The 22,869-nt window shown below is 48.4% G+C and carries 28 protein-coding genes; 7 read left to right on the top strand and 21 right to left on the bottom strand.

Features of this window, described 5'->3' with window-relative positions:
* Positions 1-3 precede the first annotated feature (3 nt).
* Positions 4-1,260: a TIGR02679 domain-containing protein gene (locus tag AAIG11_RS09670; protein ID WP_343186042.1), complete on the top strand. Its 1,257-nt coding sequence runs from the start codon at positions 4-6 to the stop codon at positions 1,258-1,260.
* Between the two features lie 67 nt (positions 1,261-1,327).
* Here the strand turns inward: AAIG11_RS09670 and AAIG11_RS09675 are convergent, their stop codons facing one another.
* A complete protein-coding gene (locus AAIG11_RS09675; RefSeq protein WP_343186043.1) occupies positions 1,328-1,645 on the bottom strand; it encodes a hypothetical protein in 318 nt (105 codons plus the stop codon).
* Between AAIG11_RS09675 and AAIG11_RS09680 the strand changes: the two genes are divergently transcribed.
* Positions 1,644-3,422, top strand: coding sequence for a GLUG motif-containing protein (locus AAIG11_RS09680; RefSeq protein WP_343186044.1), 1,779 nt, complete (start codon positions 1,644-1,646; stop codon positions 3,420-3,422). The two genes, AAIG11_RS09675 and AAIG11_RS09680, sit on opposite strands and share 2 nt — an antisense overlap.
* A 75-nt stretch (positions 3,423-3,497) precedes the next feature.
* On the opposite strand, the gene AAIG11_RS09685 is transcribed toward AAIG11_RS09680, so the two are convergent.
* From AAIG11_RS09685 to AAIG11_RS09695, 3 genes are all read right to left on the bottom strand, one after another.
* A complete protein-coding gene (locus tag AAIG11_RS09685) occupies positions 3,498-4,706 on the bottom strand; it encodes an ATP-binding protein (protein WP_343186045.1) in 1,209 nt (402 codons plus the stop codon).
* Positions 4,707-5,099: 393 nt separating this feature from the next.
* Entirely contained in the window at positions 5,100-5,396 is a 297-nt protein-coding gene (locus AAIG11_RS09690) for a helix-turn-helix domain-containing protein (RefSeq protein WP_343186046.1), read from the bottom strand.
* Positions 5,397-5,428: 32 nt separating this feature from the next.
* Positions 5,429-5,698 (bottom strand): type II toxin-antitoxin system RelE/ParE family toxin, encoded by a 270-nt coding sequence (locus AAIG11_RS09695; RefSeq protein WP_343186069.1) that lies wholly within the window; start codon positions 5,696-5,698, stop codon positions 5,429-5,431.
* A gap of 352 nt (positions 5,699-6,050) precedes the next feature.
* On the opposite strand from AAIG11_RS09695, the gene AAIG11_RS09700 reads away from it, so the two are divergent.
* On the top strand, positions 6,051-6,530 hold the full coding sequence (locus AAIG11_RS09700) for an HAD hydrolase family protein (protein ID WP_343186047.1): 480 nt from the start codon (positions 6,051-6,053) through the stop codon (positions 6,528-6,530).
* 68 nt (positions 6,531-6,598) lie between these two features.
* Here the strand turns inward: AAIG11_RS09700 and AAIG11_RS09705 are convergent, their stop codons facing one another.
* The 9 genes from AAIG11_RS09705 to AAIG11_RS09745 all read right to left on the bottom strand — a co-directional run bounded on the left by AAIG11_RS09705 (position 6,599) and on the right by AAIG11_RS09745 (position 12,039).
* Positions 6,599-8,086, bottom strand: a complete 1,488-nt coding sequence (locus AAIG11_RS09705) for a copper amine oxidase N-terminal domain-containing protein (protein ID WP_343186048.1) — start codon at positions 8,084-8,086, stop codon at positions 6,599-6,601.
* Between the two features lie 137 nt (positions 8,087-8,223).
* The gene (locus AAIG11_RS09710) at positions 8,224-8,598 is read right to left on the bottom strand and encodes a YcbK family protein (protein ID WP_343186049.1); all 375 of its coding nucleotides are present in this window, start codon (positions 8,596-8,598) and stop codon (positions 8,224-8,226) included.
* Between the two features lie 110 nt (positions 8,599-8,708).
* Complete coding sequence (locus AAIG11_RS09715; protein ID WP_343186050.1) at positions 8,709-9,356, bottom strand: sigma-70 family RNA polymerase sigma factor; 648 nt, start codon at positions 9,354-9,356, stop codon at positions 8,709-8,711.
* Between the two features lie 100 nt (positions 9,357-9,456).
* A complete protein-coding gene (locus tag AAIG11_RS09720) occupies positions 9,457-9,681 on the bottom strand; it encodes a hypothetical protein (RefSeq protein WP_343186051.1) in 225 nt (74 codons plus the stop codon).
* Positions 9,682-9,780: 99 nt separating this feature from the next.
* Positions 9,781-9,933, bottom strand: coding sequence for a YvrJ family protein (locus AAIG11_RS09725; RefSeq protein ID WP_343186052.1), 153 nt, complete (start codon positions 9,931-9,933; stop codon positions 9,781-9,783).
* A 28-nt stretch (positions 9,934-9,961) separates the two neighbouring features.
* Positions 9,962-10,183: a DUF2922 domain-containing protein gene (locus tag AAIG11_RS09730; RefSeq protein WP_343186053.1), complete on the bottom strand. Its 222-nt coding sequence runs from the start codon at positions 10,181-10,183 to the stop codon at positions 9,962-9,964.
* 47 nt (positions 10,184-10,230) lie between these two features.
* Complete coding sequence (locus AAIG11_RS09735; RefSeq protein WP_343186054.1) at positions 10,231-10,455, bottom strand: DUF1659 domain-containing protein; 225 nt, start codon at positions 10,453-10,455, stop codon at positions 10,231-10,233.
* A gap of 4 nt (positions 10,456-10,459) precedes the next feature.
* Positions 10,460-10,615 carry a hypothetical protein gene (locus AAIG11_RS09740; RefSeq protein ID WP_343186055.1) on the bottom strand — a complete coding sequence of 52 codons (156 nt, stop codon included), beginning with the start codon at positions 10,613-10,615 and terminating at the stop codon, positions 10,460-10,462.
* The gene (locus AAIG11_RS09745; protein ID WP_343186056.1) at positions 10,612-12,039 is read right to left on the bottom strand and encodes an ATP-binding protein; all 1,428 of its coding nucleotides are present in this window, start codon (positions 12,037-12,039) and stop codon (positions 10,612-10,614) included. Before AAIG11_RS09745 ends, AAIG11_RS09740 begins: the two co-directional genes overlap by 4 nt.
* A 549-nt stretch (positions 12,040-12,588) precedes the next feature.
* Between AAIG11_RS09745 and AAIG11_RS09750 the strand changes: the two genes are divergently transcribed.
* Complete coding sequence (locus tag AAIG11_RS09750) at positions 12,589-13,182, top strand: hypothetical protein (RefSeq protein ID WP_343186057.1); 594 nt, start codon at positions 12,589-12,591, stop codon at positions 13,180-13,182.
* 95 nt (positions 13,183-13,277) lie between these two features.
* Here AAIG11_RS09750 and AAIG11_RS09755 read toward each other — a convergent pair whose 3' ends face one another.
* The 5 genes from AAIG11_RS09755 to AAIG11_RS09775 all read right to left on the bottom strand — a co-directional run bounded on the left by AAIG11_RS09755 (position 13,278) and on the right by AAIG11_RS09775 (position 15,883).
* Positions 13,278-13,508: an HI0074 family nucleotidyltransferase substrate-binding subunit gene (locus tag AAIG11_RS09755; protein WP_343186070.1), complete on the bottom strand. Its 231-nt coding sequence runs from the start codon at positions 13,506-13,508 to the stop codon at positions 13,278-13,280.
* 250 nt (positions 13,509-13,758) lie between these two features.
* Positions 13,759-14,115: a type II toxin-antitoxin system HicB family antitoxin gene (locus AAIG11_RS09760; RefSeq protein ID WP_343186058.1), complete on the bottom strand. Its 357-nt coding sequence runs from the start codon at positions 14,113-14,115 to the stop codon at positions 13,759-13,761.
* Positions 14,116-14,148: 33 nt separating this feature from the next.
* Positions 14,149-14,475 carry an AlbA family DNA-binding domain-containing protein gene (locus AAIG11_RS09765; RefSeq protein ID WP_343186059.1) on the bottom strand — a complete coding sequence of 109 codons (327 nt, stop codon included), beginning with the start codon at positions 14,473-14,475 and terminating at the stop codon, positions 14,149-14,151.
* A gap of 158 nt (positions 14,476-14,633) precedes the next feature.
* A complete protein-coding gene (locus AAIG11_RS09770; RefSeq protein WP_343186071.1) occupies positions 14,634-14,789 on the bottom strand; it encodes a prepilin-type N-terminal cleavage/methylation domain-containing protein in 156 nt (51 codons plus the stop codon).
* A gap of 59 nt (positions 14,790-14,848) precedes the next feature.
* Positions 14,849-15,883: a virulence RhuM family protein gene (locus tag AAIG11_RS09775; RefSeq protein WP_343186060.1), complete on the bottom strand. Its 1,035-nt coding sequence runs from the start codon at positions 15,881-15,883 to the stop codon at positions 14,849-14,851.
* A 122-nt stretch (positions 15,884-16,005) separates the two neighbouring features.
* Here AAIG11_RS09775 and AAIG11_RS09780 point away from each other — a divergent pair, with 122 nt between their 5' ends.
* Positions 16,006-16,326, top strand: a complete 321-nt coding sequence (locus tag AAIG11_RS09780) for a hypothetical protein (RefSeq protein ID WP_343186061.1) — start codon at positions 16,006-16,008, stop codon at positions 16,324-16,326.
* Positions 16,327-16,612: 286 nt separating this feature from the next.
* On the top strand, positions 16,613-16,783 hold the full coding sequence (locus tag AAIG11_RS09785; protein ID WP_343186062.1) for a hypothetical protein: 171 nt from the start codon (positions 16,613-16,615) through the stop codon (positions 16,781-16,783).
* Here the strand turns inward: AAIG11_RS09785 and AAIG11_RS09790 are convergent.
* The 3 genes from AAIG11_RS09790 to AAIG11_RS09800 all read right to left on the bottom strand — a co-directional run bounded on the left by AAIG11_RS09790 (position 16,780) and on the right by AAIG11_RS09800 (position 20,395).
* On the bottom strand, positions 16,780-16,992 hold the full coding sequence (locus AAIG11_RS09790) for a magnesium chelatase subunit ChlI family protein (RefSeq protein ID WP_343186072.1): 213 nt from the start codon (positions 16,990-16,992) through the stop codon (positions 16,780-16,782). The genes AAIG11_RS09785 and AAIG11_RS09790 overlap by 4 nt on opposite strands.
* A gap of 57 nt (positions 16,993-17,049) precedes the next feature.
* The gene (locus tag AAIG11_RS09795) at positions 17,050-18,102 is read right to left on the bottom strand and encodes an Rpn family recombination-promoting nuclease/putative transposase (protein ID WP_343186063.1); all 1,053 of its coding nucleotides are present in this window, start codon (positions 18,100-18,102) and stop codon (positions 17,050-17,052) included.
* Between the two features lie 442 nt (positions 18,103-18,544).
* Complete coding sequence (locus AAIG11_RS09800) at positions 18,545-20,395, bottom strand: polysaccharide biosynthesis protein (protein WP_425499420.1); 1,851 nt, start codon at positions 20,393-20,395, stop codon at positions 18,545-18,547.
* Positions 20,396-20,700: 305 nt separating this feature from the next.
* Here AAIG11_RS09800 and AAIG11_RS09805 point away from each other — a divergent pair.
* The coding region (locus AAIG11_RS09805) for a S8 family peptidase (RefSeq protein WP_343186065.1) at positions 20,701-22,869 on the top strand (2,169 nt) is incomplete at its 3' end.

Genomic DNA, 22,869 nt, shown 5'->3' on the forward strand with positions numbered 1-22,869 from the left:
CCCATGAATCAGGCCTGCAGTGATTATCTGAAAAGCCGCCGGGAAACCCGGCGCATCATGGAAGGGCTGGCCCAGCGGTACCAGTCTCTGGGAACCGTTGGAGGGCGCTTTGTATTGACCAACCCCACCCCCGAAGAGCGGGAGTTTCTTCAGGGCCTCCTAAAAAAGGACATGTCTCGTCAGGCAAGCCTGTCTATTTCCCTGAAAGCCTTTGAAAAAGCCTTCCAGACCACCCGGTTTCAGGGGATGGATCTGGAAGGCTTATTGGCCTGCTACTTTGACGGCCCCCTGGTTTCCCGACAACAGCAGCAGGAAGCCGCCGCCACTGCCCAAGCCCAGTTTTTCAGCGAAGTCACCGCTGCTTTTCGCCAGCCCCTGCTGGCCCAATGGCTGACAACTGCCCTGGACAACCCTGCCGGCGGTACTGCCAAATGGCTGCGCAGCCTGTACCACCAAAACGCCTCCCGACTGCGCCAACTGCTGACCCATTTGGATGCCCTGGTAGCCCACTGCCATGCCCACCCCCAGGGCGTAGTGCTCCCCGTAGCTGCCGCCGCAGTTACCAAAGACCCCCACGCCCTCGACCCTGGCACTTACCTGCGCCGGGCATTCCTTTACTATCTCAGCTTTCGTGAAAACCTCCCCTATCCCCAGTCGGCAGAAGCTGAGTCCCTGCTGCTGGAACAGGGGAACATTCTCACCGACATCGGCAACCGCACGGTGCTCACCTATGGGTTGGAAGGAATTAATGCCCAGGGAGCCTCCCTGGGGTGGCAGGCTTTCCACCAGCGACAGGAGCCCCTGGTGCTCACTCGTCAGAACCTGACCCAAATGGCCCATATCACCGCCCCTCATCACCAGGTTTTCTGCGCTGAGAACCCGGCGGTTTTTCATGCTTTCACCCAGGCCCACCCCCAGGCCGCCGCCCTGTGCACCAGCGGCCAAATCAACTGGGTGGTTTACCTGCTGTTGGACCGCCTCACTGCCGATGGCATCACCCTCCGCTATTCCGGCGACTTCGACCCGGAAGGCCTGCTCATCGCCCAGCGCCTGCTCAACCGGTATCCCACCCTGCAGCTGGTGGGCTACACTGCCGAAAACTACCACCTGGCCCGCTCCCGGCAAACCATTTCTCCCAAGCGATTAAACCAGCTGGAACAGCTTCGTCACCCTGAGCTGGTGGCCATGGGACAACTGCTGGCCACCCACCGACAGGCCGGGTATCAGGAATATCTGTTGCCTCAGCTGCTGATGCGATGAAAAAAATCCGAATTGTCAAAAGGATTTTAACTGTTTTTGTCGAATGGTTCGTATGCAGACGTTGACATCACCATGAACCCACGACAGGAGGACCGGCGTCCATGATTGCACCCAGGTTGACAGCTATGTTTGCATCAAGGCTTACGCGACAAATGCCACACCACCCATCCACCGACAGTCGAAATACCACAGTACCCTCCCATTGGAACACTTCACTGTCCACACTGCCACCTTTTTCAATGTCTTTATCGCGCTTCCTGACAGCAGCACCTGTTTTCAGGGACCTGCGGATTATTGCCGGCTTCGCCTTCTGCCTCTTTCTTACCTTTTTCACATTCGTCACTTCCGCATCTTGTTTTGAATTCTTTGAACTTCCTTCCAGCATGCCTCCTTTTTTCAGTTATGCCCATGAAAATCCCCACTTCTCTGTTACTGAAGCAGTTTATGGGCCAACTGAGATCCCACAAAGACAATTTCCCCCCTTCCGTCTTACTTCCCATGAGCTGGCTTTTTCTGGCGGTGACGGCACCAGTGAGCGCCCCTACCTCATCGCCACCCCGGAAGATCTCTCTCAGATTCGACTGGTCATTGCAGCCGCCGAAGATGAATCCCTGGAACTCCAACAAAATCTTCATTTCCGCCAGACTGCCCCCATCGATCTGGGCCAGTCTCCCTGGAATGAAGGAGTCGGCTGGGAACCCATCGGCAACAGCGCCTTCCCTTTTCGGGGTCACTATGATGGCGCCCATTACCCCATCACCGGCCTCACCATTCAACAGCCCATTCACAGCGGTGCAGGAACCAGCCACGTCGGCCTTTTTGGCGTCATGACCGGCGGCAGCCTGAAGCGCCTTCATTTGGAAAATGCCACCGTTCAAGGGTACGACCAGGTGGGAGCACTGCTGGGCAAGGGCACTGGAGTTGAAGTGATTCAGGTGAGGGTCAGCGGCTCTGTGACAGGCCGGCGAAATGTGGGTGGGTTGGCCGGCCAGTTGATCGATGGTGAGATACAAAATTCTACTGCTTCCGTCACCTTTGCTGGCGAGCGGAGCGCAGGCGGCTTAGTCGGTCTAGTTTCCAACACGCACCTTTCACAGTGCAGCACCTTCGTCACCGGTGAAGCCATCCATGTACTGGGAGGCATTGCAGGTCACGCTGAAGCAAACACAAGCATCATGGATTCATTTTGCCGTGGCACGCTGAGGGGTAGCAGCCGCTGGATAGGCGGTGCCGTCGGCTTTCTGGAAAACAGCCATGTAAACAGCAGTTATGTGGTGGTTCACCTCCCACCTTCCACCGATATCCTTGCTGATAACCCCACATTTCGTGGTTTTGTTGGTCATAAGGGTGGCGCTTCCAGTGTCATCAGCAGTTTTTATGATCAGCCCTTTTCTGGTCGCAGCCTGTACCTTAATGAGCTTGGAACAGGAAGAACCACCACCCAAATGAAGCGTATTGCCACTTTTACCACTGCTCTCACTTCCAATGGAATGCCCTCCTGGAACTTTGAATCTGTGTGGGGATTGGATTCTCTGATCAATGACGGCTATCCTTATTTAAAGGCACTTGAGGCGATTCCTTTGCCTGAACCACCTCCAGAACCAGCACCTGAGCCAGAGCCTGTACCTGATCCAGAGCCTGAGCCAGTACCTGATCCAGAGCCTGAGCCAGTACCTGAGCCTGATCCAGATGAAGGTGAAGATCCTGAACCTGATCCACCTGCGCCAGATCCAAGTCACCCGGAACCCGACCCAGGTCAACCAGATGATGACACCAGGCCCAGCCCCACTCCTGAGCCTGATCCTGATGTCCAGCCAAACCCGGATGACAGCGGAACTCCGCCGGAAAAACCCAACGACTCCAACGACAGGGATGATAGCAGCGATCACCCTGGCAACACAGGCCGCGGCTCCCGCACATCCAAAGGTACCCGCCATCAGGAAAAGGCTGATGAAATCCTCTCACTTGAGACGACCGAACCCACTCCACTGGTTTTCAGCTCCCTCTCATCAACGGAAAGGAGAGTACTGGCCCTTCAGTCCTTCCAGTCTCCTTCTCCCATGCTGGCGCTGATGACCAATGCCCTTCTTGCGGTCGAGGAACTAAAGGAGTATTGGCTGAATTCCTTTATGCAGGCGCACTTCAGTGGAGAGAAGCACTAATCAGCATTATAAGCGTTAAAAAAACAGCCTGACATCCCTCTTGTGGATTCAGGCTGTTTTCTGTCATTATGATCCTCATCTATTAATTTGCAAAAGCCATGCCAGAAGATTCAACTGACGAATGCCACTGTGATCGCTGCCGCTTCCAATTTCATCAAGGGTAAGTAAGAACTTGGGATAGTTGTCATCGATTTTTTCAAGGGGTTCTAACTCGCGGCGTAGTGTGCTTTCATCTAAAACAGATGCGGCTACCTGATAGTACATTCTACCTTCAGGCCCGGAAGCCACAAAATCCACTTCCTGCTGCGCCAACTTCCCGATGTTCACACGGTACCCCCGACGACGGAGTTCAAGATACACCACATTCTCGATCAGATGTCCAATATCCGGCGACCCCTGAGATAGTAAAATCTGGCGCATTCCGGTATCAACGATATAGTATTTGCCAAGAGTTTTTAGGTGCTGCCTTCCCTTGATGTCGTAGCGATCCACACGATAAAAAATGAAGCTGTCGGTCAACGCACGGACATAATTGTCTACCGTATTGACTGATATTTTTCGTCCACCGGAAGATAAGGTGTCTGCAATTTTCTTGATAGAGACTGGGCTGCCAATCCCGCTGGCCAGGGTTTTGATAACGCTTTCCAGCACAGAAACATCCCTGATCCCCTCCCGTTGTGCCACATCTTTAATCAAAATCGTGTTATAGATGCCTTCCATGTAAGGAGTGATCATGGCCACGCTTCGTTCCAACAAAGCGACATGAGGGAAAGAACCCAGATGTAGATAGTCGTTAAACTTTTCCGGCAACGTCTTTTCAGATTCTGAAACAGCTTGGCTGTATTCCCTGAACGATAGTGGCAACATATCAATGGTGATGTAACGGCCAGAGAGCAGCGTTGCCAGTTCTCCAGAAAGCATATAGGCATTGGAGCCGGTTATATACAGATCTACTTTTTCTTGAATAAAGAGACTGTCGACGGCTTTTTCAAAAGACTCGCAGTTCTGAACTTCGTCGATGAAAACGTAGGTGAACTGGTTTTCGCAAAGCCGGTCTTTCACATAGCGATAAAGCGCTTTATAATTCAGCAGTTCTTCATACATCATATCTTCCAAGTTGATCGAAATGATTTGCTCATCGGTTACACCGCTATTTTTAAGGTAATCCTGATAAAGGGATAGCAACGTGGATTTACCGCAACGGCGGACGCCAGTAACTACTTTAATGATTTTTTGATTTCGATGGGCAATTAGTTGGTTCAAATACGCTGTTCTTGGGATCACAGGAACACCCCCTTTTTTTCTTTATAATAGCATAACCACCTTAATTGTGAAAGTTTTTTTTGATATCAACAATAAGTATATTTTTTTAGTTCTTTTTCTAAAAAGCAGACCTTGTATTTTCGATGATTTAGGGATGGAATAACTTTCCTTGAAACGCTGCCATGCAACAGATTATCTTTACAAATCATTATATATTTGATACGTTATACCGTGACAACACTATAACGAGAAAAGCAAATCCACCCCTACGTATCTTTGCAGGCTCGCTTCAGCGGGAAGATACACTACCCACCCTTATAAGCGTAAAAAACAGCCTGAAATCCCTCTTGTGGATTCAGGCTGTTTTCTATCATTTTGTTTTCATTTCAAAGATGGTTGATTCCCAATGGATTTTCACAGTACTGCTTTTTTTCTAATGGATATTTCCAAGTCAAGTCCATTCAAGATCTTAAGGAAGTTATCCAGCTTAGGAACATGTTTCTCATTTTCAAATCTGGAGATTACCTGTTGACTAACCCCTACTTTTCTTGCCAACTCTTTCTGCGTCATCCCACTTGCCTGCCGTGCTTTTTTGACTTGATCAATAAGGAAATATTCTTCTTTGATTTTATGATATTCCCTCTCGAACTCCGAATCCTGTCGCATTTTGTCCCCGATAACTCTTTTAGCATTTATTTGTTTAAATGGCATTGAAATCACCTCAACTCTTTATCTACTCTATCCTATAAAATTTCTTTAGCTCTTGCTTTCGCCTTATTCAAGTCAATCATTTCAGCTTTATTTTTTTGTTTTTTACAAGCATGCAGTAAGTAAATGTGATCCTCATCTATTAATATGTACATGATCCTATTATGACGCTGAAATTTTATTTCCCACAATTTCCCTTCAAGCTGCCTCGTATTAATAGAGCTCATGAAGTCTATGCCTTTTGCTTCCAGCTGTTCAATTATGTAGTATCCTTCGGCACTTTCATTTTTAGGAAGATCATCCAGAAATTATCTGATTAAGTCTTTCTCGCCATTCGTATGATACGTATAGACCTTCATCTTAGGTGGGTCCTTCCTGTCATCATATTGGGTGTATATTTAGTGTACATCATATTTGATGTGCTGTCAATTCTATACATCGCTATACATCGCAGGTATTGAGCCACTTTCTATAAATTCAATTGCCTTACAAAACGATAACCGATTCATTCTGATTCTCAATTCATCTCCCACGCGACACTGAATCATTTTTTTCCTGGGCTTCATGTGTCATCCCACTTGCCTTTTGCCCAACAATGGCATACATTAGTGTCATCCAATGATAAGGTGCACATTCCACACAGTCAGGAGAATGCCGATGCCCCTCCATTTACAGATTCCCGGCGACAAGACCTACACCATCCACCAGGTTGTGTTTGATCTCAACGGAACCCTGGCCGTTGGCGGTGAAATCTCTCCGTCTGTTCACCAGTTGCTGACCCAGCTGGCCCCTCATGTACAGCTTTATGTGATCACTGCCGATACTCACCAGACAGCACCACAAGTACAGCAGTTACTGGGAGATGCTGTCACTGTCAAAGTCATCAGCGGCGCCCATACCGCCCAGGAAAAAGAGAGCTTCGTCGAATCCCTGGGTGCTCAGGAGACCATCGCCATTGGGAATGGGGCCAATGATATGAAAATGCTGGAAAAAGCCGCCCTTTCAGTGGCCATCATCGGCGGCGAAGGCGTCTATGGGCCGCTGCTTGCTGTTGCCGATCTGGCGGTGACACGTATGGAGGATGCCCTGATGCTGCTGTTGGAGCCCAATCGTTTGGTGGCTACCCTGCGCAGGTAAACCAGTGAACTGAAAAAGACCACCGGTTGCTGTTCCGGTGGTCTCTTGCTTCTCCTCGTATCCTTATTCTAAATGAGCCACACAATCACCATGTCGTAAATCAGATCGCCGTCAAGATCGTACAGTTCCACATAGTCATAGGCTTCTCCCATCGCCGCTTCAACGTCTCCCACCTGGAACAGGCCATCTTCGCCTTCCACATACACCACCACATCATCCGACAGTTGAATGGTTTCTCCATTTGCCGGAGTTAACTGGGTGTTGATGATGGTGTCAAAGCCGGCCAAAGCGTCGGGGTCGTCGCTGTCCAGCAGGTGCTCCACACCAATAAATGTCAGCAGGTTCCCTTCCAGGGCCAGCACATCTGCCAGGGTTTTCGCGTCTTCATAATCAGCGAAAATGCCAATGTATTCTTCGACACCTTCCAGATACTCCAGGGACACCAGTGTCATTTCCTCGCTGAATCCTGCGTGAAACAGCCCCCAGTGAGAGTAATAGTCCCAGTCTTCCACCACATCCCAGTAAGTGGAGGGGTGGGCTTCAAAGGTCATTTCTTCACCCTTCACCAGCAGGGTGATGGCGGGGTCTTCTACCAGCCAGTAAGCATCGATTACCACTCCATGAAGGTAGCTGACAGCTGCAGGGGTTTCAGGGGGAAGGCTCCAGGGATCCTCCGCTTCTTCAAAGGGGGTGGTAATCACCACCATGCGTTTACTGCCAATCCACTCCACGTCAAATCCCAGGGTTTCGCTGACAACTCGTAGGGGCACCAAGGTGCGGCCGCCGGAAATCACCGGGGCGGTTTCCAGCGTGATGGGCTGCCCATTGAGGGTTGCCTCGTTGCTGTTAATGGTCAGCTGAAGCACCTGGTCGCCCAGGGTATAAACCACCCGCCGCTCTGTGTGACTCCACTCCACCGATGCCCCCAGGGCTTCGCCAATGAAACGAAGGGGTACCAGCGTGCGGCCATCAGTGATCACAGGCGCCTGATCCAATTGCTGGATGCGGCCGTTAACAAGGCCCTCTGCCTCATTAATGGTTAATCGAATGGTTTTACGGTAGGGGAGCAAGGCATGCTCCACTTCGTCAATGGTCACATGAAGCCGGTCAATCAGCTGATCCAGCAAGTTGATGAGATTGGCCGCACTTTCTTCATTCAGCAGTGCCAGCACTTCCGCTTCGCTCATCCTGTCCAGCTTTTCGTAAGTCATGTCTTCTCCCAGCAGTGCCATCACTTCTGACTCAAATGACTTTTCCAGTGCCTCCATGGCCTGCTCCATGCGCCTTTCAAAGGTGAGTGACTGCTCATAATCCAAATGCCACTCAATTTCAAAAATACGATCCTCCACGGCTTCCGCCCGCTCTTCAAGGGCTTCAAAAGCCGCTTCCAACCCTTGCAGGTCGTCGGTGCAGCCGGTTAGCGGCAGCATGGTCAATAACAACACAATCAACAGCAGTAATCCCCTTTTCAGCTTGCCACTCAAGGTTTTTGGTGCTGCCTGGTCATTTGGTGTTGCCCACAAAAATGAGCTGTTCCGGTGAAGTGCTTTTTTCAAGTGGTCACCCCTCTCTGTTTGCTGCATCCCATTGGACAGACCTCTGGGATGCAGCGATGCTTGAATCAATTTTCTGTAACTTGTTTACCCATCCGTTGGATTTCCTAACCGCCAAAAATCATTCATCAGAAAGCGAGTCATCCTGTACGATGGTCCCAACTGGCGGGGGTTGCCCGCACATCCACATGCACAAAGGTGTCATACATGCCGATGCCTGTGAATCCCGTCTCCTGAGCTGTTAAGGTCAGCTGCCGGATGCTGACGCCTGTCACCCGAATATCTGCCGCCGTACCCAGCAGGTGCTGGCTGGTGGGACTGCCTCCCACCCGGGCATTATGACTGGCGTTTCGGTAGCCGCTGGTGATGATCACCGGTCGCTTCACCTTGCTTCGAAGCTGCTGCAGCTTTTCCAGCAGCAGCGGATGCAGCCGCACCTGATGGCTGCCATCTTTACATTCAAACTCATGAAGGTGAAAATTCGCTGATATTTGGATTCGATTCATGGTTGTCATCGTGTATCCTCCCTACTGGTTCTTCTTTATCTTGTTAACCTGTTTTCATTCACTCCCCCATTGGGTTCATTCATGGAACGACGAGGAAAGGACCCCTTCTTTGCCAGCCATCACCGGCTGCCTCTTGGCTGCAGCTGTTGCCGCAGTCTGGTGAGCATGGCCGCCTTTTGCCGGGAGAGGGTAACGGGGTGCCTGCCAATTTCTGCTGCCAGCTGCCGCAGGGTCTTCTGCTTGCCGTAGTGCTCCTGAAAAAGCAGGCGATCTTCCTCTCCCAAATTGGTCACCGCTTCCGCCAGCCACTGGTGCAACTCTTCGTTCAACAAAGTTTCCTCCGGCAGGGGGCCTTCATCGGGAAGCCGGGCCAGCCAGCTTTCTTCCCTGTCGTCCCCCGACCCTGCACCTCGCCCAGAACCGCCGCCGGTCACGCCCCCTGCACTGTCCAGAATGGGCAGGGGCTGCTTGCGTCGTGCCTGATTCATAAAATGGTACCAGAGTCGCTGGCGTACATAGGCCAGAAAGGGAACCGACAGCTCAGGCCGGTAGCTGTACAGCGCCTCCAGAATAATGAGCCGCCCCTCCTGCAGGGCATCCTCACGGCTGGGAAACACTTTGGGGTACTGGTGCACCACTGCCGCCAGCATAGGGTACAGCTGCTGAAGCAGGCTTTCCCGGGCGCCGGGCTGCTGCTGCCGTGCCGCCTCTGCCAGTTGAGCCGCCGCCTCTCTTTCCATGGGTTGGGTGGGTGATAAATCATTCATCATTGTGCCTCTTTCTCAAGGAACGCGTTCCTGCATGTTTTACCGGTGAGCCCACTTTACCATGGTCAGAACAATAATTCGAACACGTGTTCCCTTTCATTCAGCTGCACTTTTCGCTGCTACCCACCCATCGCTCACCTGTTTTCCCTGGGTCAGTTACCAAATCACTCCATTCAGCATCCAATAGCGTTGAACTGAACAAAACTGCCGACAACCGTTTTTCAGTGAACAGGCGACAGGGTTTTGCAGTGAACAGGTGATAGGGAATAGTGAATAAAAAGCTTAAAACCAATACGTCAACGTTATCCACCGTTTTTTTGCGCATGGCATTTCCTATGTAACCAAGAAAGAAAAGCACTAAAAAAGGCAGGAGAAATTTCTCCTGCCCAATTTCTCCTGCCCACTGGCACCACCATCTGTCATTTTACTTTCCGGTTGTCATCCCCTCAATGGAACGGGCCAAGTCCTGCAGGCTGGCAGAAAGGGTATCGATCTTGCCTTCCAGCCTTACCAGCAGGTAAACGGAAAGCACAATGGGAAACCCCAAATTAGCCACAGGGTTCAGCAGCTCGTTCATGGAATGCACCTCCTTTTCCCCACCTTACCTACCCTTCGAAGTCAAAGACCTCAGACTCAGTGGTGACAATGCGGGCACTCACCGGCACCGCCAGGGAAACACCGGCAGGGGCAAACACGTCCTGCATCACCAGGCTGTTCATGGCCGTTTCCACTTCTGCTTCCGTCAGATCCTCCCGGGGTTCCTGGAGGGTGATCCGGGCAGTTTTACCGTCGGTTTTGCGAAAGTTCAGTTCCAGTCGCTTATTCATTCCTTCACCTCCTTTGCTGTCGCCTCGTCACTCTTCAAATGAAATGACTACGCTTCGATGATTTCTTTTTCTTCCGCACGAATCACGTGCTTCACCGGCTTCGTCTGCAGGGCCGCCATGGTTTGGGCCGCTTCCAGCAGTTCTTCATCGGCGGCGGTGGGTTTAACACCGCTGAAGCTTCTGGTGCTCAGCTTCTCGTTTCCTTCGCCATCCACGCTGTCGATGTACCGCAGTCGCAGTCTGGCCTGTTCATTGATGATTTGAATCGGCATGTGCTCACCTCCCTTCTACTGGATAAATCGCAGCAGCCAGGAAAGCATAGCCCGATTTTTGCAATAAAATTCTTCCTGAAACGTCAAAAGCCCCTGGCGCAGTGGGTTCAGTGCCGTGGGCTTTGATTTTTTTATTGATAAGAAGATCCTTTTTCTTCATGAAAAGTATTTCTGATATTTACTCTTTGGTTTATCAGGTAATGACATTTTAATTTTTCCCGCCTGAATTAATGGATATAGATAGGTTTTAATAAAATAGCTGGGTGTTTCAAATTCAAACTGTTCAGCGAGCTCTTCTCTTGTTCTTGGCGTCCTGCAATAGGATATTATTTCCTGTGCAAGATCAGCACTTTTATCCTGAACGATTGTCTTTTTATAGAAAATGACCTTGAATGCACCTCGCCGATCGATAAATACAGGAGCGGGCATATTAGCTTTTTTAAGTTCAGCGATAACAGTCGGAATCCCAGAAAATCGATTCTCAGTATCAATCATTATTTCCAATGCACCTGCTAAATAAGGGTTTCTTGTATCTGCAGCTGCTTTACCTAAATCATCGACAGTTATTCTACCGTACAGGCCCCCGGGGTTCTCCAGTTCCAATCTATCCTCATACATGACCAACCTTATGGGCGAACGTTCTGTATGGACACTATAATCTCTGTGAATCAATGCATTCAATATTATTTCCCTTACTGCCTTAATGGGAAACTCTGGTTTGTCTGCCCGCATCCCCTCTTCTGTAACAATGGTTTTGACTTTCATATTCCTTCGGACAAAAGCCAATGTACTTTCAAGCATCTGAGATATGGTGCCCTCGATTCGTTTATTGTCTACAAATCGTTCTCCATCATCACCAAGTTCCCCCATCTCTTTTCCTTGCACCACCATCGCAGTGACGCTTAGCTGTGGAAAGAATTCTTGCGGGTATTCACCAAGAAGCATCAATCCTGCCAAAGTTGGCAAACCATCTTGACTTATGCCTTGAGTTTCGAGTATTCGTTGATCCTCAAGGTTAGCAAGATTGTTTTTTTGTCTGCGTAGTTTTAATAGATATTCAGTCATGTTGTCTTTTTTCAAATAAGCCATGGTTGCCCGATCAACAGTGCGAAGTTCGTCATGAATTCTTCTTTTAAAGGCTTCGTAACTGTAAATTTCGTACTCTGTCATTGGCTGATCAGAATCACCAACACGAACAAAAGACCCCCGCAGCCTTCCTGCCCCTTTATAAAAGCAGGGCTTATCGTAAATGTCACATTCTGAAATCTCCGCACTTACGACGATCTTCTCTTTTACAGTTGCCACCGTAAACAAAGGCCTAACAACCGGCTCCATTTGCAAAGACTGTTCCACAACTTTTTTTTGAAGATCTTGGGCATCATAAACACCTACCGCCTCATAACCAGCATCTTCATCAATTCCAAAAACGATAATTCCGCCGCCAATCTGATTTGAAAAGCTGGATAACGTATCATAAAGCTTAGTCGGTGTACCACCTAATGCTTTCTTGAGTTCTATATGCTGTTTTTCACATTTCTGAGAAGTGATTTTATTGACTAATTGAACCAATTCCTCTTCCAACATGGAAATCCCTCCTTCTCACCTCCAATCATACTATGATTTTATGCAAATATCAATAATTTATACAAATAATCTATTTTTTAAGCAAATTTTATTGTTTTTAAGAAATTCAACTTAAATTTTACTGAAGAAATTTCCCTAAAACCATCATGCAATTTCTCCTACTCATCTTCTCTCCTATGCTCCACCTCCATCTGGTCAACCCAATCTTCCTTAACGTAGACCATCCCGTTTCGGCATTCCACTTTACGATGGAGAAAATGGTTTTCTCACCATCGTCCCTTATGTAAGTCTATTTTGTCGAGTTATGATTAGACTACTCACAACTCGATTTTGATAAGTCTCCCTGAAACGAAAAAAGCCCCTGGCGCTGTGGTTCAAAAATCATCATGCGACGCCTTGATTTCGAACTTATGTTCTGGTATGATGAAAAAGCCACCCACTTGTATTCCTGCATCGCTTCAGATTCTGATTCAGATTCTGATACCTGGCGCCTTTTACATGGCGCCCTTATACATGACACCCTGCGCCACCGAGAAGGAGGAGACGCCCTTGAAAGCCACACCTTTACTGAAAGACCCATTGGCCCTTTACACCCTGAGCCCTGGCCGAAAGAAACGCCGTTCAGCCCGCCCGTCAAAGGAACAGCCGCTGGAAGCCTTGCTGAAACAGCCTGATTCCATCACCGGATTTATGCCGGTGCATGTGCCCGCCATGGGCACCGCACTGGAAGTCTGCCTCTTAAGCGGCCAGCGGGAACAGCTTCCCATGACCACCACCACTTTTCTCAATGCCCTGGCAGACGCTTATCTGGTGAATCTGCGGGTGTTGAAGCGCCGCCTTCGTGACCAATTGGGCATCAACTATTATGTTCCCCTGCCCCTCACCAGCCAGCTGGTGCTGGTACCAGTGAAAACCCGGCACCTTACCGTGAAGGGAGATGATGTTCACGGGTATGTGAATTTATGTGCCCTGCAGCACACCATGGTTACAGCAGATTCCCTGCTTTTGGTCAGCGGCCAGGGCTTCCCCTGTCTGAATCACCAAGCCACTGTGAACCGGCGCATCAACCAGGCTCAGCTGGCTGTGGCCCTGCTGCAGCAGGCATCCCTGTTAAAGCTGCAGCAACAGCGAAGCTTTGATTAGCCTGTTCCATCAAATTTAGAAAAACCAGGTGTGCCGGCCATTTCCGGTTCTCCTGGTTTTTTTTGATCACCGATCTTTGGTTTTCCAAGTCCACCTCATTGCAATTTTTCCAAAAGCAGTTCAAACTCCTCCACATAACAGGAGGCGATTCTCTCTGCGACCTCTTCTGCCATTTCTTCTTTATATACATGAGGCGTCATGTTTCTGTCATTCAACATGAGCAGCCAATTTTCTTCATTGATGATCAGCCTTTGGACAAAAGCCTCTTTGATCACAGCCTTTGGAGCATTGAGTTCAACAATCCCCTGGCCAATGCTGCAGCTAATCTTGTTCGGATGGTCAACCTGATGTTTCCAACCCCTGTCCTTTAGGGAACATCACGATCATCAGTACAACAAGAAGGGCTTGCATCAGTCTTGCACCTTCAACATGAAAAAAATGTCCTGCTCGAAGAGATCCGAAAATGCATGAGTATTCACGGAGTAGGTGCTTGCTGTTTTATTTGTCTATTTTTCGGAGCTTTCACAGGCACCGATGCTCCAGGCACCGATGCCTCTTCCCAATCAGTTTTCTGTTTTAACGTTTACTAATTACCATCTCAGAAATTGCATCCGTTAACACCTTGGAAAAATTTATATCTAATCTTTGTCCTAAATCGTTAGCCCATTTTGGAACAGCCACCGTCTTCTTGACAAGCTTCATATCTCTAATGTATTCTTCTATATTCACTGTAACCATAGTCGCAAAACCATTCTCTGCTTTCAGTTTTTCGATGGGCGTTGGTATTGGAATATCTTCGCCGCTTTCAATTAAGTCTGCTAAAGTCATTCCTAAAACCTCCTCGGCCATTAGTATGCCTTGTGAGATATCATTCTCCTGAATTTCTGTATAAGCACCTTGAATATCTACACATTCAATAATATGCTGCTTCACATAGATTGGTAACACTGCCGAGGAAATTACACACTATTTTGGACTTGACTGATTGCCTCTATAAACTTCAATTACTAAAAGTACTTTATTGTCTATTGTCGTTGTATAAATATCTGGTAGAATATTCGGGTAACAATTATCATAAATAGCGGATGCAACCTGATCCTGCAGTTCGAAAATGTCTACATCCGACTTAAGTCCAGTTACATTGCCTTGATCAGTGACCCCAATAATGAGCTTGCCTCCTGCTGTATTGGAAAAAGCAATGACTGTTTTTGCTATCGCTTGACTGCCGGGTAGTTCTTCTTTAAATTCAATATTTTTACCTTCTCCACTTTGAATTGCATTTAATAAACTCATTTTGGCGCCTCCTTTCATTTTACTCTTCGGCACTCTTCGGCGCTCTTCGGCACTCTTCGGCACTCTTCGGCAGTTGCTGATACATCTCAATCGATTCTGTATGAAATAACTTCTCTCAAAGCCAAGGCACTTCTTCCCCAGGTGGTTCTGGTTCTTCATCATTCTACAGTTTTCAGGTTAGCAGCACATACACTTTCTTTCGCCTTGCTTTTGAATCCCGCTAATTTTGGAATAGCTATTGCTGCAATAATCCCCAGTATTGCTATAACAATAATTAATTCCACTAGAGTAAACCCGTCTGACTTTTTATCCATTGTACTCACCTTAAAAATTAATTATCAACCTGAATTGTCAAGGGTCCTTGACAGTTGCATCAATCCTCTTCTGAACTTTCCAATAGTTTATCAAAATCACTTTTGAACAATCGATCCTGAACAATTCGATATTTCTCGAATTCACTTTCTGCATGAGCTTTAGCAATTTCTGCTGTCACTTTTCCCGCATCCTGTAATACATCACGGTCAGTCGCTTCTATAAAACGGTTAAGTCTTGTTTCCCAGTCACTCATGGTCATGGGAATATGCCTAAGGGCCATGTCCTCTGCAATATCAAGATAAGCAGAAACAAGTCTCTGTAGTTGTGCCATTTCTGATTCACTTAGGTAATTCTTAGCAAGGGACACATCAAATTTTTGGATTTTTCCATCTGGCGCGTCTTTCCAACTCGTTAGTCCCATATGCTTTTTATCTGCATCTGCACGCTTATAGATGACTTCTGCAGCAGTGTTTCCATGAATAGCCCAGTGAAGTTTGTTTTGTACCGTTGAAAAAAAGCGCCTTGTGGCTTTTGCATTCACCTCATAATCAATGGCCGTGGCATATATGTCCGTAATCTTTTGATAAAATTTTCTTTCGCTTAGTCGAATCTCACGAACACGTTGAAGCTGTTCTTCAAAATATTGCTCCGTTAAAATAGTTCCCCCATTTTTTAATCGTTCATCATCCATTGCAAACCCTTTAATAGTAAAATCTTTTACAATTTGATTTGCCCATTTGCGAAATTGTACAGCGCGTTCATTATTGATTTTAAACCCAACAGCGATAATGACTTGTAAATTATAATGCTTGACTTCTCTGTTTACTTTACGCGAACCTTCAGTTTGAACTATTAGGAATTTCCTAATAGTTGCCTCCTCTTGAAGCTCGTGATCAGAAAATATTTTTTTGATATGCTCATTTATTGTTGGAATTTCAACATCGTATAAAGAAGCCAACATCTTTTGTGTAAGCCAGATATTCTCGTCTTCGTATCTCATCTCAAAGCTTTGAGAATTATCACCTGTTGCTGCAATATATGTAAGATACTCTGCTGCACTCGAACGAATAGCAATATCATTTTTCTTTTTCACAAGATCACTCCCTTCATCATTGATTATACTATGTCTGTATATTTAGAACCAATTGGTTTGTCAAATCTACATCTTGCATAAATAATTTTTTTCTTGATTTTTTCCTGCTACATCTTGTGGTTGTGGTCCTTAATCACGCCAAAAGCATTGGAAATACTGAAATAAGGCCCCTTTTCGGGTACTTCTTAGGGCTAAGCGAAACCTGCGCACCGGATAATCCCTTTCAACTCATCACCGATTACAGGCTTGAGCCCAACATTACCAGTGACGTGGAGATGCTGGCCAATCGTGCTGGAGACATCCGTGAGCATACCGGCGTGGAAAAGCTCTACGTGGACGGCGGTTTTCACGGGGAGGCCGTGTACCGTGCAGCTGAAGAAAACAACATCGACATCCACCTGACAAACATGACAGGCAAAAAACAAAGAAACTTAGCCTGCTGACAGGTTACAAGGTATGTGCCCAGAACATGAAACGGCTCTTCAAGCACCTTTCGGGAGGCTACAAAAATAAGACAGCACCAGCCACAGGAGGTGGTGTGCTCATTTTCACCTAAATGGTGAAACTGAACCAGGAAAGGCAGCCTGCAAGGGGCTGATCTAAAGGATTAAATGGGTTCTTGCACATCTAACTCCCGTTAATGTCAGTGAATTTCTATGTTTTTTTGAATGAAGCAAGTGATAGCGGGATCAAACGTTCAATTTCTGCAGTGGAGTCATTTTTCTATTTTTGACACGACCCAAGCGAATCATCCCCCCAGTATCAGAGTTTCAACGCTCACAGCCTCAACAAGCCTTTGAAAACTTATGTGACAGGCGCATCAACCAGGCTCAGCTGGCCGTGGCCCTGCTGCAACAGGCATCCCTGTTAAAGCTGCAGCAACAGCGAAGCTTTGATTAGCCTGCTTCATGAGCGCACCAGGCCAAATCAATCACTTCCCGCATTACCTGACGCTGCACCGAGGGCATGGCCACCTTTAGAAACTTATGAAAGGTTCTGGCACTGTATTGGTAGCGATCATAGGCCTGTTGCATCATTCTTTTGCCTTCCGGTTCCAACTGACAGAAGAACTTAAGTGACAGGCACCGATGCTCGATGCCTCTTTTTATTAACGATGCCTCTTTTTAAATAAAAAAACCGCATGATCCCTGCGGTTTTTGGCTTAATCACATCAAATATTTTTTCACATCATCCAGACTTTGGTAGTCCAGTACTTGGTCAATCATCACTTCCAGTGTTGCTGCATCCAATTCCTGTATTCTTTTTTGAACCGGTTCCGATAAAGGCCCAAATTTCTTCGTTAGCAGACGAAGGGCCGTTTTTACTAACGCTTGTGTTTCTCCTTCCATGCGTCCTTCCATGCGTCCTTCCATGCGTCCTTCCATGCGCCCTTCCATGCGCCCTCTTTTCATGCCTTCCTCTAAGCCTTCTTTTCGAAGGATATCTGCCAGTGTCATGGCTACTTCTCTCCCTTCTGGGTATTCCTTGGTCATTTCATTCAATATTTTTTCCAGATCGGCTTTTGTCATCTGATGGGCGGCACTAAATACATACCGCATATAGATTTCCAGGTATTCTATCCCTGTTTCTTTGTTTTCCAATTCTCTTAGATATGCAGCGGCTTTCAGAACGGACTCCCGAAGCCGGTTCGGATCTTTGGTGAAGATATCCCGAAAGATGGTCATCAGGATTTTTAGCCGTACACCGCCTTTCATGGCTTCGTCCTGATACTGGGATAGATCGTATAACAGGTACTGATAGTCTGGTATATAATCTTTAACTGTTTCTGGTAACTGTGTATATCCCGGGATCATTTGGCTTAACCGGGTGCTGGTATGCCAATGGCCCTGGCCATGGTAGATTACCAGCGGGATGATAATGGGTAGTGCTTCTTTTTTCTCATGGGTGCTGTATTTATCCCAGATTTCGCTCATGTATTTCAACAGCTGAAAGGCAATTTTATGGCTGGGGTAGCTCTTATGTTCAAATAAAAAATAAAGGTATCCGGTTTTTTCGTTAATCTTAACACGATACAACATATCGGTAAAAGTTTCCTGCAATTCTTGGCTAATAAAACTGTCTCTTTGTGCTTCCAGGGTTTCCAAATCGATGATTTCGGATACGCTTTCCGGTAAGTAGTGTTGGATAAAGTCACGTGCCACTTCTGCATCCGAGAAGGTTTCTTTAAAGAATTTGTCATGGGGGTTTTGGATGCTCAATGCTGTCACCTGCTCTTTCTGTCCTGATCCTGATTGTAAGATTGTAATGGATGTTCAGGTGCTTCTTTAACTTAAGTATAGCATAAATGCTGGGCAACATCCATGCCGGCAAATGGTGGACTTTATTGAGCTGGTCAAATCATTCCTACAATTTTCATTTCAGAATTTCAAGTGGCTTTAAGTGCAGCGTTGCCTTTTCAACCGTCAAACCGGTGCATGACAGGTTCTGAAACCGCTCCAGCAAGCTGCAATTCGCAGAATTCTGAATAACTTAAAAACTTAAGTGACAGGCACCGATGCTCTTTTTGGACAGGCAAGTCCGTCAGCAATGGGTCATTTGGAACCGGCTTAAACATTATTCGGCAGGTCTGTTTCATCAATTTAAAAACCAGGAGAACCTGCCATTTCCGGTTCTCCTGGTTTTCTAATCACTGCTTTTCCTCTATTGGGGTGTGTAGGTGGTGACCAGGCGGGCCACCGCTGCTTTCACTGTTTCCGGGGGTTGTTCACAAATGGCTGCTGCCAGTTCATCCACCTGCCGGTTCAGTGTCTCAAAGGCCGTGACTGCCGGTTTTTCCACAAAGATTTTCTGGTGCACCGTGGCTTCCAGGCCATTGCTGTCCAATAGCAGCTCTTCATATAACTTTTCTCCCGGTCGCAGGCCTGTCACCTCCACCTGAATATCTTCACCAGGAGTGAACCCACTGAGGCGAATCAGGTTTTCCGCCAGGTCCATGATCTTCACCGGGTCTCCCATATCCAGCACAAAAACCTCGCCTCCCCGGGCCATGGCCCCAGCCTGAATCACCAGCTGCACTGCTTCAGGAATGGTCATAAAATAGCGGGTCATATCTTCATGGGTCACCGTCACCGGGCCGCCCTCTTCAATCTGTTTTTTAAACAGGGGAATCACGCTGCCGCTGGACCCCAGCACATTTCCAAAGCGCACCGCTGCAAACTCTGTTTGACTCATCTCATTGAGAGACTGCACCACCATTTCTGCCAGCCGTTTACTGGCTCCCATCACATTGGTGGGATTCACCGCTTTATCGGTGGAAATCAACACCAGCTTCTCACAGCCTGCCTCATGGGCGCACCAAGCCACATTCCGGGTGCCCAGCACATTGTTTTTCACCGCTTCAGCCGGGCTGTCCTCCATCAGCGGCACATGCTTATGGGCCGCTGCGTGAAACACCACCGTAGGCTGTTCCCGCTGGAACAACGCCTGCATACAGGCTTTGTCCCGCACCGAACCCACCAGCACCTTCATGGTCAACTGGGGGTGTTTTTTCCGCAGCTCCTGCTGCAGCTCATACAAATGGTTCTCATAAATATCCAGCATCAGCAGCTCCCGGGGGGCAAAATCGGCGATCTGCCGGCACAGCTCACTTCCAATGGAGCCGCCACCCCCAGTGACCAGCACTTTCTTGCCTTTCAAGAAACCGGCAATGGCCTCCAAGTCCAAATCCACCGGCTCACGGCCCAGCAGGTCTTCAATAGCCACATCCCGAATCTCTTTAATACTTACCTTACCATCAATGAGCTCATACACACCGGGAACGGTTTTGAGGCGCACCCCGGCACCAGCGGCCACGTCAATGACCTCCCGCATTACCTGGCGCTGCACCGAGGGCATGGCCAGAATCACTTCATCCACCCGCTTGCTTTTGATGAGCTCCGGCAGTTTTTCCCGGCTTCCCAGCACTGTAACCCCCGCCAGCTTGCGGCCGATCTTGCTTTTATCATCATCCACAATTCCCACGGGTCGACCGTGCTGGTAACCGTGGGCCTTCAGTTCCTTCACCACCATGGCCCCCGCCTCACCTGCTCCCACAATCAATACCCGGCGGGCACTGGTTACCTGGGGGGTGAAGGTGAGAAACCCCGTATCCCGATAGGTGCGGCTTACCCGGTAAGCAAAGCGCACCCCACCAATCAGGGCCATATCCAGCAAAATAGCCAGGGCATGAATCCCCCTGGGCAGCATTTGCTGGGTAATGGCCAAATAAGCCATCACCGAAGCATTGGCCAACACTGCTGTTATGGCCACCTTCATCAATTCTTCAATGCTGGCATACCGCCAAAGGCTGTGGTACAGCCCCAGCAGATAAAAAACCGCCAGCTTAATGAGTAAAATCCATAGCAGGTTTTCCCGGTATACCGGCCAGTAGTTGCTCACCATTCGTCCCGAAAAATCATAGTCAAATCGTATGGCGAAGGCCAGCAGATACACCAGCTGAATCAGCAGGGCGTCCAGCACCAGCAGTACCCCTTTTTTCATCTGTAAAGTCAGCTTCAACAGCCTCTCACTCCCGTCAGTTGTTGCTGCGTCTTTCAGCAGCTTTCCCGAAGCTTCTCTATTCCCCTAACACTATACCAAAAAATGGGACAGACTGCCAGTCAGCCCTGCCAGTTGTTTCAGTCGATCACATCTGATGCTATTTGGAACAGGTCGACATATTTATCTTTATTGTCCATCCCCTTCGGGGTATAATAGAAAAAAGTCATTATTTGTCCGCAAATCATCTTAACCATCATTGTGTACTGCCGATATGTATTATAGGATGGTTAACATAATATTGCCATGGAGGGTTCACTATGAAAATGATGCTTCACCGAAATAAACTGATTCCCGCACTCCTTTCTTTTCTCTTGCTTTTCAATGCCTTTTGGGTAAACACCTTCCCCATTGCCTATGCTATGGATACAACCGCAGCTCTCACTATTTTGGATGAACCTCTGGAACCCTTTGAAGCTTCAGCATTTGCCACCATTGATGATTTCAATCAATGGCTGAAAACGCTGCTTGAAAAAGAGGAAAACTTCCCCGACCTGGTGCTGGACTTGGATTTTCTGCTACAGAAAAACCAGCTGCAAGCCAATGAAAAAACCCATGCCTTGGCTACAGCACTTCGTGGTTTGGGTGCTGTGGTGATTTGGGATGGCTTCATTTCCGACAATGAGGTTGAAGGCGATGTTGAAGGCACAGACCTTGAAACCCCAGAAGCGGGCACGCTTGAAGAATTACCGATGGATCTGCCTGATGAGCAGCCTGAAACATCAGCGCCCGAAGGCGTTGAAGAAGAAATGGCCCCTGGTGAAGATGAGCCTGTTAGCCCGGAAGCTGATGAAGAAAAAGATGGGTTTGAAGAGGTTGACGGCCTACTGGAGGAAGGCGTTGAACTGAAAGACCTGGCTGATTGGGTGGAAGTTGCGGTTGAACCTTATGGCGTTGCTGCCCAAGGCATGATGCGCCTTCAGGATGCCCGAGGGCCGCCGGCCGTGCCCGAAGAAGAGTGGATTCTGGTACGCTACCACTTCGAGCAGGGCATGATCCGAACCATGGAGCGTCAGTCCGTTGAGCGACTGGACCGCATTATTCAGGTAACTCCCCTTGTTGATGCAGTGGTTCCCAGCAGCTCCCAAGAGGCGGCACTGCTTTTTGACGATCTCAGTAACCTCCCCCATGTGGAAGCCGTCTCCTTAAACCATTCCCTGTATGTCATGAACACTTACCAGGCACCCAATGATACCCACTATGCTTCTCAGTGGCATCTTCCCAGGGTAAAAGCGCCGGAAGCGTGGCAAGCCATGATCAACTCACAAACCACCGTCAGCCCCATCGCAGTGGCGGTCTTTGACACCGGCATCCAAACCAATCATCCCGATTTCGCAAACCGTCTCTTACTACCAGGCTACAATGCTGCCGACGGTACCACAAACGTTGCTGATTACGGCAATCATGGCACCCGGGTTTCTGGCGTCATTGCCGCTGCCACCAACAACAATACCGGGGTGGCAGGCGTGGCCTACACCTTCCCTGTTCAGATTTACCCCGTTCGTGTGGCCAACAGTGCAGGTGAAATCACTTTACAATCTCTTATCAATGGGATCAATAAGATTCTTCAAGACCCCACTCTAAGCAACGTTAAAGTCATCAACATGAGCCTTGGGTATGTACCAAAGGATATTCATGGAAATATCATCGATCCTTCTCCTGTTCTTGGTGCAAGTATTCAAGACGCACTTAATGCAGGCATCACCGTGGTGGCTTCTGCCGGCAACTGGGATTCCGGCAAGTCTTGGAGCATCACCGATAAAATGTACCCCGCCAGCTATCCTGGGGTCATCTCTGTTGGCGCCACCAACAGCAGTAACCTACGTTCCTCTTTTTCACATTATAATGACCGGGTTGACCTGGTGGCCCCCGGAACAGGAATTGTTACCACTGATATCAACAGCTCCTACACCACAACCTCCCCCAACGCCAATGGCACCTCTTTCTCTGCGCCTATTGTGGCCGGTGTAGCAACAGTGCTGAAAGGCATCGACCCTACGTTAACTCCCGACGGCATAAAAAACGCCCTCACATCAACGGCGGTTGATTTGGGGCCTACGGGAAAAGACAATGAGTATGGCTGGGGAATGGTGGATTATGAGCGTTCGGTTGCACACTTCACCGGACAATCTATGACTATTACCTCTGTTCAGGTGTCCGTTGATCAGGGCTCTTCTTCAACTGTTAACCAAGCCATTACTTTAAGGGCTTCCAGCAACCCTCCAGGGGCTGAGTTTGAGTTCTGGGTTCGTCCCCCTGGTCAAAGTTGGCGTGTTGTCCGGGCTTATGGCCCCTCCAGCTTTTTCTCTTACACGCCTTCTGTTACCGGCTCCTGGCAGGTGGGCGTTCGGGGTAGAATGCCAGGCTCTACTCAATGGGTTGACCATATCCGGGATCACCAGGTTTCCTCTGCATCCATTACCTCTGTT

It is taken from the genome of Anoxynatronum sibiricum, assembly GCF_039414295.1.
Classification (GTDB): Bacteria; Bacillota; Clostridia; order Peptostreptococcales; family Tindalliaceae; genus Anoxynatronum; species Anoxynatronum sibiricum.

Coding starts and splice junctions, on each gene's coding strand:
- AAIG11_RS09670 (WP_343186042.1), top strand. CDS start 4: ATGAATCAGGCCTGCAGTGATTATCTGAAAAGCCGCCGGGAAACCCGG.
- AAIG11_RS09680 (WP_343186044.1), top strand. CDS start 1,644: ATGCCTCCTTTTTTCAGTTATGCCCATGAAAATCCCCACTTCTCTGTT.
- AAIG11_RS09675 (WP_343186043.1), bottom strand. CDS start 1,645: ATGCTGGAAGGAAGTTCAAAGAATTCAAAACAAGATGCGGAAGTGACG.
- AAIG11_RS09690 (WP_343186046.1), bottom strand. CDS start 5,396: ATGCCATTTAAACAAATAAATGCTAAAAGAGTTATCGGGGACAAAATG.
- AAIG11_RS09700 (WP_343186047.1), top strand. CDS start 6,051: ATGCCCCTCCATTTACAGATTCCCGGCGACAAGACCTACACCATCCAC.
- AAIG11_RS09710 (WP_343186049.1), bottom strand. CDS start 8,598: ATGACAACCATGAATCGAATCCAAATATCAGCGAATTTTCACCTTCAT.
- AAIG11_RS09715 (WP_343186050.1), bottom strand. CDS start 9,356: ATGAATGATTTATCACCCACCCAACCCATGGAAAGAGAGGCGGCGGCT.
- AAIG11_RS09720 (WP_343186051.1), bottom strand. CDS start 9,681: ATGCGCAAAAAAACGGTGGATAACGTTGACGTATTGGTTTTAAGCTTT.
- AAIG11_RS09725 (WP_343186052.1), bottom strand. CDS start 9,933: ATGAACGAGCTGCTGAACCCTGTGGCTAATTTGGGGTTTCCCATTGTG.
- AAIG11_RS09730 (WP_343186053.1), bottom strand. CDS start 10,183: ATGAATAAGCGACTGGAACTGAACTTTCGCAAAACCGACGGTAAAACT.
- AAIG11_RS09735 (WP_343186054.1), bottom strand. CDS start 10,455: ATGCCGATTCAAATCATCAATGAACAGGCCAGACTGCGACTGCGGTAC.
- AAIG11_RS09740 (WP_343186055.1), bottom strand. CDS start 10,615: ATGAAGAAAAAGGATCTTCTTATCAATAAAAAAATCAAAGCCCACGGC.
- AAIG11_RS09745 (WP_343186056.1), bottom strand. CDS start 12,039: ATGTTGGAAGAGGAATTGGTTCAATTAGTCAATAAAATCACTTCTCAG.
- AAIG11_RS09765 (WP_343186059.1), bottom strand. CDS start 14,475: ATGAGTTTATTAAATGCAATTCAAAGTGGAGAAGGTAAAAATATTGAA.
- AAIG11_RS09770 (WP_343186071.1), bottom strand. CDS start 14,789: ATGGATAAAAAGTCAGACGGGTTTACTCTAGTGGAATTAATTATTGTT.